Annotated in this window: 12 protein-coding genes; 6 read left to right on the top strand and 6 right to left on the bottom strand. The window is 65.6% G+C overall.

Annotated elements, in window-relative coordinates; translation table 11 throughout:
* Nucleotides 1–64: 64 nt before the first annotated feature.
* Nucleotides 65–844: an SDR family NAD(P)-dependent oxidoreductase gene (locus I6F36_RS12655; RefSeq protein WP_225171525.1), complete on the bottom strand. Its 780-nt coding sequence runs from the start codon at nucleotides 842–844 to the stop codon at nucleotides 65–67.
* 100 nt (nucleotides 845–944) lie between these two features.
* Between I6F36_RS12655 and I6F36_RS12650 the strand changes: the two genes are divergently transcribed.
* Both I6F36_RS12650 and I6F36_RS12645 read left to right on the top strand, forming a co-directional pair.
* Nucleotides 945–1,682, top strand: a complete 738-nt coding sequence (locus I6F36_RS12650; protein ID WP_225126391.1) for an SDR family NAD(P)-dependent oxidoreductase — start codon at nucleotides 945–947, stop codon at nucleotides 1,680–1,682.
* Between the two features lie 64 nt (nucleotides 1,683–1,746).
* Nucleotides 1,747–2,121 (top strand): CsbD family protein, encoded by a 375-nt coding sequence (locus I6F36_RS12645; RefSeq protein ID WP_035998251.1) that lies wholly within the window; start codon nucleotides 1,747–1,749, stop codon nucleotides 2,119–2,121.
* Between the two features lie 163 nt (nucleotides 2,122–2,284).
* Here I6F36_RS12645 and I6F36_RS12640 read toward each other — a convergent pair whose 3' ends face one another.
* Together I6F36_RS12640 and I6F36_RS12635 are read right to left on the bottom strand one after the other, a co-directional pair.
* Nucleotides 2,285–4,009 (bottom strand): DUF459 domain-containing protein, encoded by a 1,725-nt coding sequence (locus I6F36_RS12640; protein WP_225171524.1) that lies wholly within the window; start codon nucleotides 4,007–4,009, stop codon nucleotides 2,285–2,287.
* A 162-nt stretch (nucleotides 4,010–4,171) separates the two neighbouring features.
* Nucleotides 4,172–5,557 carry a lytic murein transglycosylase gene (locus tag I6F36_RS12635; protein ID WP_225171523.1) on the bottom strand — a complete coding sequence of 462 codons (1,386 nt, stop codon included), beginning with the start codon at nucleotides 5,555–5,557 and terminating at the stop codon, nucleotides 4,172–4,174.
* A 199-nt stretch (nucleotides 5,558–5,756) separates the two neighbouring features.
* Here I6F36_RS12635 and I6F36_RS12630 point away from each other — a divergent pair, with 199 nt between their 5' ends.
* A complete protein-coding gene (locus I6F36_RS12630) occupies nucleotides 5,757–6,632 on the top strand; it encodes a UTP--glucose-1-phosphate uridylyltransferase (RefSeq protein WP_109142449.1) in 876 nt (291 codons plus the stop codon).
* A gap of 112 nt (nucleotides 6,633–6,744) precedes the next feature.
* On the opposite strand, the gene I6F36_RS12625 is transcribed toward I6F36_RS12630, so the two are convergent.
* Nucleotides 6,745–8,241 carry a diguanylate cyclase gene (locus I6F36_RS12625; RefSeq protein WP_225171522.1) on the bottom strand — a complete coding sequence of 499 codons (1,497 nt, stop codon included), beginning with the start codon at nucleotides 8,239–8,241 and terminating at the stop codon, nucleotides 6,745–6,747.
* 143 nt (nucleotides 8,242–8,384) lie between these two features.
* Between I6F36_RS12625 and I6F36_RS12620 the strand changes: the two genes are divergently transcribed.
* Entirely contained in the window at nucleotides 8,385–8,648 is a 264-nt protein-coding gene (locus I6F36_RS12620; protein ID WP_035998268.1) for a hypothetical protein, read from the top strand.
* Nucleotides 8,649–8,807: 159 nt separating this feature from the next.
* Here I6F36_RS12620 and I6F36_RS12615 read toward each other — a convergent pair whose 3' ends face one another.
* Together I6F36_RS12615 and I6F36_RS12610 are read right to left on the bottom strand one after the other, a co-directional pair.
* Nucleotides 8,808–11,684, bottom strand: coding sequence for an EAL domain-containing protein (locus I6F36_RS12615; RefSeq protein ID WP_035998272.1), 2,877 nt, complete (start codon nucleotides 11,682–11,684; stop codon nucleotides 8,808–8,810).
* 153 nt (nucleotides 11,685–11,837) lie between these two features.
* Nucleotides 11,838–12,836: an NAD(P)H-quinone oxidoreductase gene (locus I6F36_RS12610; protein ID WP_225171521.1), complete on the bottom strand. Its 999-nt coding sequence runs from the start codon at nucleotides 12,834–12,836 to the stop codon at nucleotides 11,838–11,840.
* Between the two features lie 119 nt (nucleotides 12,837–12,955).
* On the opposite strand from I6F36_RS12610, the gene I6F36_RS12605 reads away from it, so the two are divergent.
* On the top strand, nucleotides 12,956–13,147 hold the full coding sequence (locus I6F36_RS12605; protein ID WP_036021698.1) for a DUF1192 domain-containing protein: 192 nt from the start codon (nucleotides 12,956–12,958) through the stop codon (nucleotides 13,145–13,147).
* Between the two features lie 475 nt (nucleotides 13,148–13,622).
* Entirely contained in the window at nucleotides 13,623–14,132 is a 510-nt protein-coding gene (locus I6F36_RS12600) for a DUF1465 family protein (RefSeq protein ID WP_035998279.1), read from the top strand.
* Nucleotides 14,133–14,188: the final 56 nt, after the last annotated feature.

Raw genomic sequence — 14,188 nt, 5'->3', positions numbered from 1 at the left:
CGCTCTGTTTGTGGAAAAAATGACTCCCGCATCCGGCGATGTCAACGCGCCGCGCGCATGGCTCTCACGCGTTCCGCGCCATCAGCCCGCCATCGACCGGGATCACCGCGCCGGTGAGGAAGGACGCCGCCGGAAGGCACAGGCTCAGCGTCATATGCGCGACCTCTTCAGGGTCGCCGTAGCGGCCGAGTGCGGTGCGGCGCTTGGCGTAGATGGTCTTGTGCTCCTCCGGGATGCGGTCGGTGATTTTTGTGCGGATCGGTCCGGGGCAGATGCAGTTGACGGTGATGCCCTCGCGGCCGAGCTCCACCGCCAGCGAGCGGGTGAGGCTCACGACGCCGCCCTTCGCGGCCGAATACGGGCTGTGCAATGCGGTGGCGCCGAGCGCCTCGGTCGAGGCGATGTTGACGATGCGGGGACTCTTCGACTTGCGCAAGTGCGGCAGCGCGGCGCGGATGATGCGTGGGTGCGCCGTCAGCATCACGGCGATGCCCTTCGCCCAGGCGTCCTCGTAGCCCTCATCGTCGATCGCGACGCGCACGGAGATGCCGGCATTGTTGACGACGATGTCGAGGGCGCCGAAATGCGCGGCGACATCGCCGACCACACGTTTGATTTCGCCGCCGTCGGCGACGTCGAGCTTCCACGCCCTTGCCGGGCCTCCGCTTGCCGCAATCTCCCTGGCGACGTCCTGCGCGCCTTGCTCGTCGAAATCGGTGACGGCGACGTTCGCACCTTCGTTTCCGAACACGCGCGCTGTGGCGCGCCCCATGCCGCTGGCTGCGCCAGTGACGAGCACGGTGAGCCCCTTCACGGACCGGCTGAGCTCCCTGACGTCGGACATGCTGTTCCCTCGCGCCGAGCTGGTTCTTGTTGTGATTGACAAGGCTGGCATCGATCCGCAGACAGGTCAAACAAGCAGAAAACAAAAGGGGAGGCCGACAATGGCAAACGAGCTCGATTTCTCAGGCAAGCAGGTGCTGGTGGTCGGCGGTTCCAGCGGCATCGGCAACGGCATCGCGCAGACCTTTCGCGCAAAGGGCGCAGCTGTTGCCGTCTGCGGCACGCGTGCTCACGCAACGGAATATTCAGCCGACGAAGGCTCCGATCTCGAAGGTCTTGCTTACGCGCAGCTCGACGTCAGCAATCCCAATGCCATCGAAGCATTCAGGCCGCCGTTCGACCGTCTCGACATCCTGGTGCTCGCGCAGGGCGCGGTGATCTACCGCCGCGGCGAATTCGAGATGGCGGGCTTCCGCAAGGTCGTCGAGGTCAATCTGATGAGCCTGATGGCCTGCGCGACGCGCTTTCATTCCATGTTGCGGGACGCGAAGGGCGCGCTGATCATCGTGTCCTCGACCGCGGCCTATCATTCCACCATGGGCAATCCCGCCTACAACGCCTCGAAGACCGGTGCGGTCGGATTGACACGGACGCTGGGCGAGGCCTGGGCCGAGGACGGCATCCGCGTCAACGGCATCGCGCCAGGGCTCGTCGACACCAAGATGACGAAGGTGACGACCGACAATCCGAAGCGGCTCGAAGGCGCGCTCGCCCGCATCCCGCTGCGGCGGCTGGGCACGCCGGCCGACATGGCGGGCGCGGCGCTGTTCCTGGCCTCGCCGCTGTCGTCCTACATCATCGGCCAGACGCTGGTCGTCGATGGCGGCCTGATTCTATAGGAGAGCCTAAGGAACCGCGCTGCGTCTGATCGGTTACTTCGGCTGACCCCCGAGGAGGATCATCATGGACACGGATCGGATTGTTGGATCGGCGAAGGAATATGCCGGACGCGCGGAAGGCGCGATCGGAGACATGGCAGGCGATGCCAAGACGCAGGCGTCGGGCAAGGCGCGGGAAGCCGCGGGCACGGTGCAGAATCTCTACGGCCAGGCCAAGGATGCCGTGCGCGACGCCACGGACACCGCCGCGGGCTATGCCAAGGACGCCTACGAGAACAGTGGTGAGACTTTCCGCGACGGCTCGAAGGCCATTGCGCAGAAGGTGCAGGACAATCCGCTCGGCGCGCTGCTGGTTGCCGGCGGCATCGGCTTCGCGCTGGCGCTGCTGATGTCGCGTCCCGCCCGCCGCCCGCCGTCACGCTGGCGCTATTACGGCTAGTTGCCGAAACGCCTGTCACGCGTGCCCCGGCTCAGCGATGCAGCGTGAGACGCTGCATCGCTGAGCCGGGGCCATCTTTTCTGAATGCCGCACGAATTGGGTCCCGACTCTGCGCCGCATCACCAGAAGGTGCAGCGTTGCGTCCGGGACACGAGATCTTACCTTACCGGAACATCTCGGCGGAACGGCCGACGTTAGCCGGCGGACGCGGGATCCCAGGATTGGGATTCGGATTGCGCGGCCCGGGCGGCGGCGCCATTTGGCGCGGCGGCGGGGGCTGCGGCGAGCCGAAGCCGAAGAAATCACGGAATGTGGGCGTTGCCTGGGCCGGCAGTTGCGGGGCGACCTGCGGCTTCTTCGGCGCGAGCTTTGGCGGTGCGATCGCGGCGGCGGCGCCCGGTGCGCCCTGAGCCGCCCCGCCCTCCGGCGTCGTTGCCGCCATCGGCGTATCGCCCTTGGCCTGCTCGCGGCCGACTTCCCGGCGCGGCCAGGCATAATCGTCGGCGCGGCCGGCCGGGGCTGCCAGCGGTTCACCCTTTACCATGGTCTTGGCGGCGAGCGCATCGACAGCGGCGGGACGCGTGCCCGGTCCGCCCAGCAATTGATCGGTCGAGATCGAGGCTGCAACCAGCGGCACGATCGGCCCGGCCAGCGGACGCGGCGCGGGCTTGCCCGGCTCGGCGCTGGTGTCGGGCGTCGCGGGCTCGCTCGGCAGCGCGATCGGGCCGGAGCGTCCGGCAAGCAGGCGCGTGATCTCGCGCTCGACATAATGCGCGAGCTTGCGCGCGCCGGCCTTGGTGAAATAGATGCCGTCGGAGCTGCGGAGCTGGCGGATCTGGCCTTCGAAGTCCGGGCCCTTCTGCAGGAAGCGGCCGGCTTCGTCGACGAAGCCGTCCCATACGTCGACATAGGTGATGCCGGCCTTGGCCGCGCCCTCACGGTACAGCGAATCCAGGAAAAGCGTGTCCGCGGTGCCCTTCGGTCCGCGGACCGCGGGCAGGCCGACCCAGAGCACCGGCACGCCCTTGGTTTTGAGGACGGCCGCGAGCTCCTCGATCTTCTTGCCGTAGAGCTCGACCCAGCGCTCGTCACGGAACTCGTAGAGGCCGTTCGGATTGCGCGCGGTCTTTTCCGGCGCGGCTGCCGGCGTGTCGGCATTGTCGGCGTCGTCCTGCGGCAGGTCGGCGTCGGCAGGCCTATCGTCCGGCTTGGCGGCGCTGTCGCCGGGCTTTGCGTCGCCGGGCTTGGCGTCGCTGGGCTTGCCTTGCGGCTTTGCGCGCGCACCCTTGTCGTTCTTCTTATCTTTGTCCTTCTCCGCGGCCGGCTTGTCGGGTTTGTCGGCGGCCGGCTCGCGGATTGCGACACGGTCGTTGAGGCCGAGCATGACGACGATCACGTCGGGCTTTTCGGTCTCGAGAATGCCCTTGGCCGCCGCGGCCCAGTCCGCAGGCTCGCCCTTGGGCTGGTACCTGATCAGGCCGGACGTGGTCTTGTGCTTGCGGATCACGCCCATGTCGGGCTGCTCGGCGTAGGCGTCTTCGAGGCCATAGGCGAGCCAGTCGGCCATGGCATCGCCGATCACCAGCACGTTCTTCTCAGGAATCGTGTCGCGCTTGGCCGGTGCCGGCGCGCGCGAAAAATCCTGGCGCGGCGCCTGCGGCGGCGGCTGGAAGGGTGCGAAGAAGTCGCCGCCGAACCATCCGCCACCTCCGCCGCCCCGTGGTGGCGGTGGTGGGGCCGAACGCTGCGGCGGACCGCCGAAGCCAGGGAAGTTGAAGAACTGCGCCGAAGCGGGTGCCGCCACCGACACCAGGATCGCAAGCGCCGTCCCCAGCGCGATCAACGGGCCGGTCTCGGTCAGCGCCTTGAACAGGGACTTCTTCGACATGCGATCTCGGGCACGCGCAATGGGGGATCGGAGTTAGCTCAATATAATAACGGAATCAGGCGCCAAACGGGCAAATTCCATCTTGTCCATAGACCGGGTAACACCAGTCCAGGTCAAGGCTGTCAGCCAAAATCCCCCTTCAAGGTTACTTCGAGCGCGATTTTACCGCCCGCGCAGCCGGTCCAGCACGTCGGAGGAGGCAAAGCCATCGGCGGGGACCCCGATCGAGGCCTGGAAATTACGCAGAGCCTCCCTGGTCAGGCCGCCGAATTGGCCGTCCGGGGTGCCTTTGTAGTAGCCGCGCTGAGCCAGCAGCTGCTGCAGCTCCAGCCGTTCGGTGCGGGACAGCTCGCGCTCCTGCCGCGGCCAGGGCTGCACGAAAGGCTGTCCCCCGCGCAGGCGGTCGGCGAAATGGCCGATCGCCAGCGCATAGGCTTCCGCCGGGTTGTACTTCATGATGACGCGGTAATTCTGCAGCATCAAAAAGCCCGGTCCCTGCGCGCCGGCGGGTGCCAGCAGGTAAGCCTTGTCCGCAGGATGCGGGAAGGCCTGGTTGTTCGGACGCTTGAGCCCGAGCTTCTCCCATTGCGCGATCGGCATCGCCTTGGCGCGGTCGGCCAGCATGTAGTTGAAGCCTTGCGGTACCACGACCTCGTAGCCCCAGCTCTGGCCTGGCTGCCAGCCGTCCTTCTTCAGATTGTTGGCGGTCGACGCGATCAGGTCGGTCGGATTGTCGACGACGTCGCGCCGGCCGTCGCCGTCGCCGTCCACCGCGAAGCGCTTGAACGCGGTCGGCATGAACTGGGTCGGGCCGAAGGCGCCGGCCCAGGAGCCGCGCAGCTGCTCCGGACGCAAATCGCCGCGGTTGAGGATCTCCAGCGCGGAGAGGAATTCGTCCTTGAAATAGGCTTGGCGGCGGCCGATGCAGGCGAGCGTCGCGGTCGATTGCAGCACGCTGCGATCGCCGATCTGCGTCGAGTAATTGGACTCGATGCCCCAGATCGAGGCGATGATGTAGCGGTCGACACCGGTGGCCTTTTCGGTGGCGTCGAACTGCGTCTTGTATTTGGCGAGGACCTCGCGGCCCTTGGCGAGGCGGTTGTCGTTCACCAGGATGTCGAGATAGGCCCAGATCGACTTGGTGAATTCCGGCTGCGAATCCATGAGGTCCATGATGCGCAGGTCGGGTGAGAGCCCGGCGGTGAAGCGCTGAAAGTTCTCCTGCGTGACGCCGCGTCGTGCGGCATCGGGCCACATCGCAGCGACGCAATTGTTGAAATTGCCGGCAGCCTCGCGGATCGCGGCGGCCGTCATCAAGGGATGGCCGGAGGCGCCGTCCTCGCCGCTCCACGGCAATGGACCCGTCGGCGCGCCACTCGGGCCAGGTGTGGGTTGCGCCGGTGCCGGGTTCGATCCCGAGAAGATGCCGCCGAACAGGTTGGACGGGCCGTTCTGCGCCTGGGCGTGCGCGCCGGCCGGCAGCAGCAAAGCGGCCGCAACGATTGCTCCGCCAGCCCGTCTCGCCAGTCCTGCCATTGATTGCGTCATATTCCACCCGTCGGCCTAAAAACCCGCCACAGGAGGCCTGGTTAGCGTTGCCAATAGCTTAACAAAGGTGAAATTTTGGTGGCGGCCTTTTTCTTAACTCCGTCGGGGCGAGGCCCCACATCCGCCTTTGTTGGCGGCTGCAAACAGGCTAGCAAGGATGCCATTGCTCCCGTCCCCCCCAAGGTATTCGATCGATCCCATGAAGATTCGCAAAGCCGTATTCCCCGTCGCCGGTCTCGGCACCCGCGTCCTGCCTGCCACCAAGGCGATGCCGAAGGAAATGCTGACCATCGTCGACAAGCCGCTGATCCAATACGTCTATGACGAGGCGAAGGAAGCCGGCATCGAGCACTTCGTCTTCGTCACCGGCCGCAACAAGGCTGTCATCGAGGATCACTTCGACCGGATGTTCGAGCTCGACACGACGCTGGCCGCGCGCGGCAAGAAAGCGGAACAGGACATCCTGGCGCAGAACCAGCCCGAGGCCGGCGCGGTCAGCTTCACCCGCCAGCAGGCGCCGCTCGGCCTCGGCCACGCGGTCTGGTGCGCGCGCGACATCGTCGGCAACGAGCCGTTCGCCGTGGTGCTGCCGGACGAGCTCGTGCTCAACACGCCCGGCTGCCTGAAGCAGATGATCGAAATGGCGTCCTCGCTCGGCGAGAAATCCAATCTGATCGCGGTCGAGGCCGTGCCCGATCACCTGACCCATCAATACGGCATCTGCGGCGTCGGCAAGCGCAACGGCAAGATGTTCGAGGTCGACGGCATGGTCGAGAAGCCGGCCAAGGGCACCGCGCCCTCCAACCTTTCGATCACCGGCCGCTACATCCTGCAGCCGGAGATCTTCAAGATCCTGGAGACCCAGGAGCGCGGCGCCGGCGGCGAGATCCAGCTCACCGACGCCATGATCGGGCTTGCCAAGACGCAGAAATTCTACGGCGTCGAGTTCGAGGGCGAGCGCCATGATTGCGGCTCCAAGCCCGGCTTCCTGCGCGCCAACATCGCCTATGGCTTGAAGCGCCCGGAATTGCGCGACGGCCTGGTCGCGGAGATGAAGAAGTATCTGGGGCAGTAGCGGGCCGCTCGTCATTGCGAGCGAAGCGAAGCAATCCAGAATCCTTCCGCTGAGGAAGTCTGGATTGCTTCGTCGCAAGAGCTCCTCGCAATGACGAGAGCGAGAGACCGCCTCACGCCACCAACGACAGCTGCGGCAGGCTCGCCACCACCGACTGGTTGCGCCCGCCGGCCTTGGCGGCGTAGAGCGCCTTGTCGGCGGCGGCAACCAGCATCGGCCAATCCATGCCGGCATTCGGGACCAGGCTGGCGATGCCGCAGGACACGGTCGACATCGCCTGCTCGTCGGACCAGCCCTGCACCTTGCGGCGGATCGTCTCCGCCACCTTGAAGGCCTCGGCGGCGGAGGTGTTCGGCAGCAGCACGGCGAATTCCTCGCCGCCATAGCGCGCCGCGCAATCGCCGGCGCGGCTCACCGAATCGGAAATGCAGATGGCGATGCCGACCAGCACCTGGTCGCCGGCCTGATGGCCGAACGTGTCGTTGTAGGCCTTGAAGTGATCGGTATCGATCATGAGCAGCGCGATCGGCGCCTTCTGGCGCATGGCGCGCCGCCATTCGACGTCGATGACGGAATCGAATTTGCGGCGGTTTTTCAAGCCCGTGAGCGCGTCGGTCGTCGCCAACTCCTCGAGCTTGCGCTCGGCCTCGGCGCGCCGGCCGATCTCGCGCGCGAGCACGAGGGTCGATCCTAGCACGAACAGGATGAGCGCCAGCACCACGGTGCCGATGCGGAGCGCCTCCCTTTGCCAGAGTGCGAACACCGCGGACAAAGGCTTGCCGGCGACCACGAACAGCGGACCATTGTTCTTGCTGCGGACATAGAGCCGCGGGGTCGCATCGACCGGGCCCTGTCCCGAATAGGCGGCGCCGACCCTGAGATTGTCGGCCTTCCAGTTCTGACGGTCGTTCAGGTTCGTGCCGATGATGTCGAGATCGAACGGTCGCCGCATGATGATGGTGCGGTCGCGCTTGAGCACGGTGATGGTGTCCTCAGGGTCGAGGGTGAGCCGATCGAACAGCTCGTGGAAATAGCTGAAGCGGATCGAGCCGGCGACGACGCCCATGAAGCCGCCGTCAGCGTCACTGATGCGCCGGCTCAGCACGATCGAGTAGGCGCCGCGAAACAGCATGGGACGGCTGATGAACAGGCCTGCGCCGGGATTATCCCGGTGGACCTTGAAGTAGTGCTCCTCGCTGCGGTCCTCGGGCAGGGGATCGAGCGTGGAGGCATCGATGGTCAGCCGGCCCTCGGCGTCGAACACCTGGATGGCGCCGAAATGCTTGGCGGTGGTCGCGTGGTCGAACAGGATCAGGTGACGGATCGTCTTGGAGACCGTCGCGAGCTCGGGCAGCAGCATGTTGCTGGCCACCGCCTTCAACGACAAATCGTAGATCTCGACGTTGCGGCTGACGTCGGACTCGATCGTGGTCGCGAGGTTCTCCAGCGTCTGGCGGGCGAGTGCCTCCTCGCCGCGGCGCATGTCGAGCATGACGTTGACGCAAATGGCGGAAAAGCCGATCACCGTCACCACGGACGAGATGATCAGCAGCTTCGCCGAAATCCGCCACGGCCGGCGGGCCGCAACGTCGCGCCATCCAGAGAACATTTTTCGCTCCTGTCCATAGTGGATGCGCCCGAAAGCTTGCGTAGTGTTTAAGCCGCGACGGCGCTGCCGCAATGAGTTAAGAATCGGTTTATGCGGCTGACGGTTTTGAGCAGCCTGACTTCGCCCCGGACGAGAGGACGAGTGTGAACGACTACGACGCGTTGCGCGATTATCTGCTGCGGCAGAAGCAGGAGGAGCTCGTGCTGAGCTTTGAGCAGATCGAGGAGATCATCGGCGCGGCGCTGCCGCGCGCGGCCCAGCGTGCCTCATGGTGGGACAGCCTTCGCAGCCCCGACATCCAGATGCCGCAACGCGAAGCCTGCCTCGCCGCCGGCTTCGTGGCGACACGCATGCCGGACGGCCAGAGCGTCCGGTTCAGGAAGCAGAAGGGTGAGCGGCGGCGCTAGTGCGTGACTTCCCTTCTCCCCTTGCGGGAGAAGGTGGCGCGAAGCGCCGGATGAGGGGTATGTCTCCGCGCATTCAGATGGATTTGGACGTGGGGAGAGATACCCCTCACCCCCGCTCGCTTGCGAGCGGACCCTCTCCCGCAAGGGGAGAGGGGAAGATCAACTCGCAGCTTCCAGCCGCACTTCCGTGAGCAGACGCATCGCCGCGTCCGCGTCCATCGGCTCGCCGAAGGCAAAACCTTGCGCGTATTCGCAGCCCATCTGGTAGAGCTCGACGGCGTCCGAATCGGTCTCGGCGCCTTCGGCGACGACGTCCATGCCGAGGTCATGCGCGAGCGCGATGATCGACTTCAGGATCACGGGGCGGGTGCCGCGGCTGGTGGTGCGTACGAACGACTGGTCGATCTTGATAGTGTCGAACGGGAAGCGCTGCAGATAGGCCAGCGAGGAGTGGCCTGTGCCGAAATCGTCGAGCGACAGCCCGGTGCCGAGCTCGCGGATCCGGGTCAACATCTGGGCTGCGTGCTCCGGATTCTCCATCACCAGCGATTCCGTCAGCTCGAGCTTGAGCGTGCCGCGCGCCACCGAGGAGCGCGACAGCACGGTACGGACATCGTGAATCAAATCGTGGCGCAGCAGCTGCCGCGAGGAGACGTTGACGGAAGCGAAGATCGGCTCGCGCGAGCGCATCGCCCGCTGCCACACCGAAAGCTGCTTGGCGGTCTGGTCGAGCACGAACATGCCGAGGTCGACGATCAACCCGGTCTCCTCGGCGATGGTGATGAACTCGGAGGGCGCCATGCGTCCGAGCTTCGGGTGGTCCCAGCGCGCCAGGGCCTCGAAACCGGCGATGGAGCGATCCTCCAGCCGCACGATCGGCTGGTACAGGATCGTGATCTCTTGGCGCTCGATGGCGCGGCGCAACTCGCTCTCCAGCGTCAGGCGGTCGGTCTTACGCGCCCGCATCGCCGGCTTGTAGACGTCGATGCGGTCGCCGCCGATCCGCTTGGAGTGATACATCGCCAGCTCGGCGTCCTTGATGATCTCGTCCGTGAGCTGGGTTTGCGGATCGGACAGCGCGAGGCCGATCGACGCGGTGAGGAAGATCTCGCGGTCGTTGAAGGCGATCGGCGCGCGGATGGTCTTGCGGATGGTCTCGGCGAAAGCGGTGATGCGGGCCGGGTCCTGCTCCGACAGCAGGATCAGGCCGAATTGGTCGCCGGCCATCCGCGCCAGCGTGTCCTGCGGCTTCAGGATGCGGGTGAGGCGGCGCGCCAGCGTGAGCAGGATGGAATCGCCGACCGCGATGCCGACGGAATCGTTGACCTGCTTGAAGCGGTCGAGGTCGATCACCATCAGCGTCGGCCGCAGCGTCGGCATGGTCTTGGCGAAATGCGCGACCGCGCCCAGCCGGTCCATGAACAGTTTTCGGTTGGGCAGGCCGGTGAGATTGTCATGCACGGAATCGTGCAGCAGGCGCTCCTCGGCGTTGCGCAGCTCGGTGACGTCGGTCAGCGTGCCGACCACGCGCGAGACCTCGCCGTCCGAGCCGACCACCGGGCGCGCCTTGAGCGCGAACCACATGAAGTGGCCGTCCGGCGTGCGCAGACGGAAATCCTGCACCAGGCGGCCGCGGCGCTGGTCGAGCACGCTGTCGAGCGCGGCGCGGAAACGGTCCTGGTCGAGCGGATGCAGCACCTCTAACCATGACGCCGCCGGGCCTTCCAGCGTGCCGCGCTTCAGCCCGAGCAGGGCTTCGGTCTCGGGGCTGGTGAACACCTTGTCGGCGGAGACGTCCCAGTCCCAGATCAGGTCGCCGGAGCCGGCCAGCGCCAAAGCGCGCCGCTCGATGTCGGAGACGACGCCCGTGCTGGCGCCGCCGCCGGCAAAGGCATGCTGCATCACCGTGAAGCCGATCAGCATCACGATCAGCACGAGGCCGCCGAGCAGGGCAGGGCCGACGATGTCATTGGTGACCGAGCCCGCCACCGTCATGCCGGCCGCGACCACCCAGACCACGAGGAGGAACCAGGTCGGGATCAAGAGCACGGCGCGGTCGAAGCCGTGGGTGGAGAGATAGACGATCAGCGCGAAGCCGGCGAAGGCGATCAGCACCAGCGAGATGCGGGCGATGCCGGAGGCCACCGCCGGGTCGAACAGCGCGAGCGCCACCAGCGAGCCGAGGAACGCGAGCCAGCCGACGGTGATGTGCGAATAGCGCACGTGCCAGCGGCTGAGATTGAGATAGGCGAACAGGAACACCAGGAGTGTCGCCGCCAGGATCGCTTCGCCCGCCGCGCGCCAGATGCGCTCGGCGTTGTTCGACATGTCGAGCACCTTGCCCCAGAAGCCGAAATCGACGCCGATATAGACCAGCACCGCCCAGGCCAGCGCCGCCGCGGCCGGGAACATGATGCTGCCCTTCACCACGAACAGGATGGTCAGCACCAAGGCAAGCAAGCCGGAGATGCCGATCACGATGCCCTGGTACAGCGTGAAGGAGTTGACCTTGTCCTTGTAGGCTTCCGGCTCCCACAGATAGAGCTGCGGCAGCTTGTCGGTGCGCAGTTCCGCGACGAAGGTGACGACGGCGCCGGGGTCGAGCGTGATGCGGAACACGTCCGCGGTGGCGCTTTCCTGCCGTTCCGGCCGGTCGCCGATCGAGGGCGTGATGGTCGCGATGCGCGACAGGCCGAGGTCGGGCCACAGCAATCCCGAGGAGACGATCCGGTAATGCGGAGCGACGATCAGGCGGTCGAGCTGGTCGTCGGTGTTGTTGGCGAGCGCGAACACCACCCAGTTCTGTCCGCCCTCGCGGGCGCGCACCTCGATGCGGCGGACGATGCCGTCGGTGCCGGGTGCGGTGGAGACCTGGATACGATCGGCATCGCTGCGCTGATGCTCGAGCACGCCGGTGAGGTCGATCGCGGGCGCGTCGCTGCGGACGCTGACGGCGTCGAGCGCGCGCGCAGGATACGCGGCGACAAGAATCATGAGGCCCAGCGCGATGGGCGCGAGGCACCTGATCAGACGCAAGGTCAGTTCTCCGCGTTCGACGCAAACTCGTCAGTGCAAGGCAAATCTAAAAGGCGATTTCAGACCGGACCGATGCGGTTCGGTGCGTCGCGATAGATGCCACGAAAGCGAGGAAAATCAAAGGGTTTCCGGCTTGCCCTGTCGGCCAGCGGCCTAGGCCTCCAACACAATTTTGCCAATATGTGCGCTCGTTTCCATGCGCCGGTGGGCGTCTGCCGCCTTTTCCAGCGGGAAAGTGCTGTCCATCACCGGCTTGACGCGGCCTTCGCGCAAAAGCGGCATCACTTTCTGCTCGATCGCGGCCACCATCGCCGCCTTGTCCGCATTACTACGGGGGCGCAAGGTCGAGCCGGTATGGGTCAGGCGCTTGACCATCACCTTGGCGATGTTGACGCTGACCTTGGGGCCGTTGAGGGTCGCGATCTGGACGATGCGGCCGTCGACCGCGGCGGCATCATAGTTGCGGTCGACATAGTCGCCGGCGACCATGTCGAGGATCAGGTTGATGCCAACGTTGTTGGTCTCCGCCTTCACCACGGCGACGAAGTCTTCGGTCTTGTAGTTGATGGCGCGGTCGGCCCCCAGTTTGAGGCAGGCGTCGATCTTGTCCTGCGATCCCACGGTGACGAACACTTTCGCACCGAAGGCTTTGGCAAGCTGAATGGCCATAGTGCCGATGCCGGACGAGCCGCCATGGATCAGCAGCGTCTCGCCGGCCTTGAGGCCGCCGCGTTCGAACACATTGTGCCAGACCGTCATCAGGGTTTCCGGCAGCGCGCCGGCTTCCTTCATCGACAGCGCCGGCGGCACACTCATCGCCTGGGCGTCTTGGGCGATGCAGTACTGCGCATAGCCGCCGCCGGCGACCAGCGACATCACCTTGTCGCCGACCTTGTGCCGCTTGGCGTTGCTGCCGACCGCGACGACTTCGCCTGATATCTCGAGGCCGGGCAGGTCGCTGGCGCCGGGCGGCGGCGGATAGGCGCCGGAGCGCTGCGCCACGTCGGGCCGGTTGACGCCGGCAGCTTCGACCTTGACCAGGATCTCGTCGGGGCCTGGCTGCGGAACACTGCGTTGCTCCGGCACCAGCACCTCCGGCCCGCCGGGCTTGGAGATGGCGACCACGGTCATTTGCGCGGGCAGCTTGTCCATGATGTGTCCTTGAGCAAAAGTGCGGGAGGAAACGAGGCCCTTGCTTAGCCAGCGCGGTGCAGGCTGGCAACCGCCTTAGGCCGTGTGGTCCGACCCGCGGACGGAGAGGAGCAACGACGATGCCGATCGAAGACGACGATCGCCCACGCAAGAAGATCAGCCATGAAATTGGGCAGGACCTCTCACTTTTGTCAGTGGAGGAACTGACCGAGCGCGTGGCGCTGCTCAAGACCGAGATCGCAAGACTGGAAGAAGCCGCCACCAAGAAGCGCGCCTCGCGCGATGCGGCGAACAGTATTTTCAAGTCTTAGTGGTCGCCACACAGCGACTGTCGTCCCGGACGCGTGGGCCGAACTTTCCCCGCCTCGTCATTCCGGGCTCGCGACTTCGTCGCGCCCCGGAATGACGACGGAGAGTCTGTTCCTAGCACACTCGGCCACTGGCTCACATGACTAATGAACTCTGAAAAAATTAGCTCGTTTACTTCAGATTAAGCTTTCGGGTTTATGACTGGAACTGTCCTCGTTTGGACACCGAGTGGCTCCTGTCCACTCTGTTTGACGCCTCCCTGTTATCAACTTTCAAAGCCGCCGGTCTCCGGCGGCTCTTTTTTGCGTTCACTGCCCGGTTTGCACCTCTCATCCCGGTTGCATTCGAAAGGATTGACCCGCAGAAACCATATCCGCGCTTGTCACTGGACTCCGCGTCCCGCCCGCGCAATGATTTGTTCATCATAAGCCGGCGGCAAAGCCGGGCAGTCAAACAGTTGCGTAAGAGGCGTTAACCATGGAACGTTTGCAGGCCGACGGCGCGCTCGTTCAGCTCAGTGAGCGATTCACCAATTCTGCGGCGTTCGGCAATTTGTTCCGTGAGGGCATGGACCTCGTCGAGGAGACCGCCGCCTATCTCGACGGCGCCGGCCGCGTCGAGGCCAAGGCGCTCGACCGCGCCGTCAGCCTCACCTATGCGACCGAGAGCATGCGCCTCACCACGCGCCTGATGCAGCTCGCCTCCTGGCTGCTGCTGCACCGCGCGGTCAAGGAAGGCGAGATGACGCTAAGCCAGGCCAATCGCGAGAAGACCAAGGTCAAGCTCACCGCCGCCGATCCCGGTCCCGCCGACACCATCGAGAAGCTGCCCGCGCAGCTTCAGGACCTGATCCATCGCTCGATGAGCCTGCAGACCCGCGTCCGCCGCCTCGACAGCACGATCCACACCCCGCCGGCCGAGCAGGCCACGATCGGCAACCCGCTGGTGCCGCACCTCAACGCGCTGAAGGCCGCGTTCGAGCGGTAGGGTCTATCAACAATTCCAATCGTCATTCCGGGACGCGCCTCTTGGCGCGGGCCCGG

Source organism: Bradyrhizobium sp. BRP19 (assembly GCF_020194195.1).
GTDB classification, from domain to species: Bacteria; Pseudomonadota; Alphaproteobacteria; order Rhizobiales; family Xanthobacteraceae; genus Bradyrhizobium; species Bradyrhizobium yuanmingense.
Note: the sequence above shows the minus strand (reverse complement) of the source record. Positions and strands in the feature narration are given on the sequence as shown.

What these genes read in the sequence shown, in the direction of transcription:
- I6F36_RS12655 (WP_225171525.1), bottom strand. Translation starts at nt 844, where the DNA reads ATGTCCGACGTCAGGGAGCTCAGCCGGTCCGTGAAGGGGCTCACCGTG.
- I6F36_RS12650 (WP_225126391.1), top strand. Translation starts at nt 945, where the DNA reads ATGGCAAACGAGCTCGATTTCTCAGGCAAGCAGGTGCTGGTGGTCGGC.
- I6F36_RS12645 (WP_035998251.1), top strand. Translation starts at nt 1,747, where the DNA reads ATGGACACGGATCGGATTGTTGGATCGGCGAAGGAATATGCCGGACGC.
- I6F36_RS12640 (WP_225171524.1), bottom strand. Translation starts at nt 4,009, where the DNA reads ATGTCGAAGAAGTCCCTGTTCAAGGCGCTGACCGAGACCGGCCCGTTG.
- I6F36_RS12635 (WP_225171523.1), bottom strand. Translation starts at nt 5,557, where the DNA reads ATGACGCAATCAATGGCAGGACTGGCGAGACGGGCTGGCGGAGCAATC.
- I6F36_RS12630 (WP_109142449.1), top strand. Translation starts at nt 5,757, where the DNA reads ATGAAGATTCGCAAAGCCGTATTCCCCGTCGCCGGTCTCGGCACCCGC.
- I6F36_RS12625 (WP_225171522.1), bottom strand. Translation starts at nt 8,241, where the DNA reads ATGTTCTCTGGATGGCGCGACGTTGCGGCCCGCCGGCCGTGGCGGATT.
- I6F36_RS12610 (WP_225171521.1), bottom strand. Translation starts at nt 12,836, where the DNA reads ATGGACAAGCTGCCCGCGCAAATGACCGTGGTCGCCATCTCCAAGCCC.
- I6F36_RS12605 (WP_036021698.1), top strand. Translation starts at nt 12,956, where the DNA reads ATGCCGATCGAAGACGACGATCGCCCACGCAAGAAGATCAGCCATGAA.
- I6F36_RS12600 (WP_035998279.1), top strand. Translation starts at nt 13,623, where the DNA reads ATGGAACGTTTGCAGGCCGACGGCGCGCTCGTTCAGCTCAGTGAGCGA.